Raw genomic sequence first — 680 nt, 5'->3', positions numbered from 1 at the left:
GCATTGGCGCCCACCGGGGTCGAGCCGATCGTCATGCCATTGTTGGTCAGCGCGCCGCCGTAATCGAACAGACGGTACACGCCAGCGCCGAAACCGCCCAGATCGCTGATGTTCAGGCTGCCAGCCAGCGTCAGGTCGGCGGCCACATCAAACAGGCTGGACGAGCCCGGTGCGCCAAGCTGCACATTGACCTGGGAACCATTGTTGAGCACCAGTGAGTTCATGCTCAGTTGCTCGCCCTGCCTGCCGAGCAAGATGCCGCCGTCCTGGATGGAGACGTTGCCGAGCTGGCCAATGCCGCCAAGCGCTGCGCCGGCGCCTACCGTGGCCGAGCTGCCTGCGTGCAGCATGCTGTCGACCAGCAATGTGCCGCCCGTGGCGACGATCGCGCCGTTGAACGCGGGGCTGGCGCCATTGAGCCGGGTGTGGCCGGCGACATGGTTGATGGCGCCTGGGCCCGAGATCGGCACCGAGAAGGCATAGGCGCCGCTGCTGTCGGTGTGGTTGAAGTTGAGCTGGCCATTGCCGACGCCGAACCTCAGGCCGGAGACCGCGAGTGTGCCGGCTCGGTCGGCGGCTGCGCCGGCCGCGCCGCCGATATTGACGTTGGCGGTGGAACCGGCGCCCTGGGCCACGCTGATGAGGTTTGCGCGCACCTCGCCCTCGTCAGAGACGGTCAG

1 pseudogene is annotated in these 680 nt (G+C 67.5%); it reads right to left on the bottom strand.

What is annotated here, in order from left to right:
• Positions 1-680 (bottom strand): annotated as a pseudogene (locus KYC_RS29795) (hypothetical protein); the annotation flags it as partial.

It is taken from the genome of Achromobacter arsenitoxydans SY8 (genome assembly GCF_000236785.1).
GTDB lineage: Bacteria > Pseudomonadota > Gammaproteobacteria > Burkholderiales > Burkholderiaceae_B > Achromobacter > Achromobacter arsenitoxydans.
This window is presented reverse-complemented; position numbering and strand designations above follow the sequence as displayed.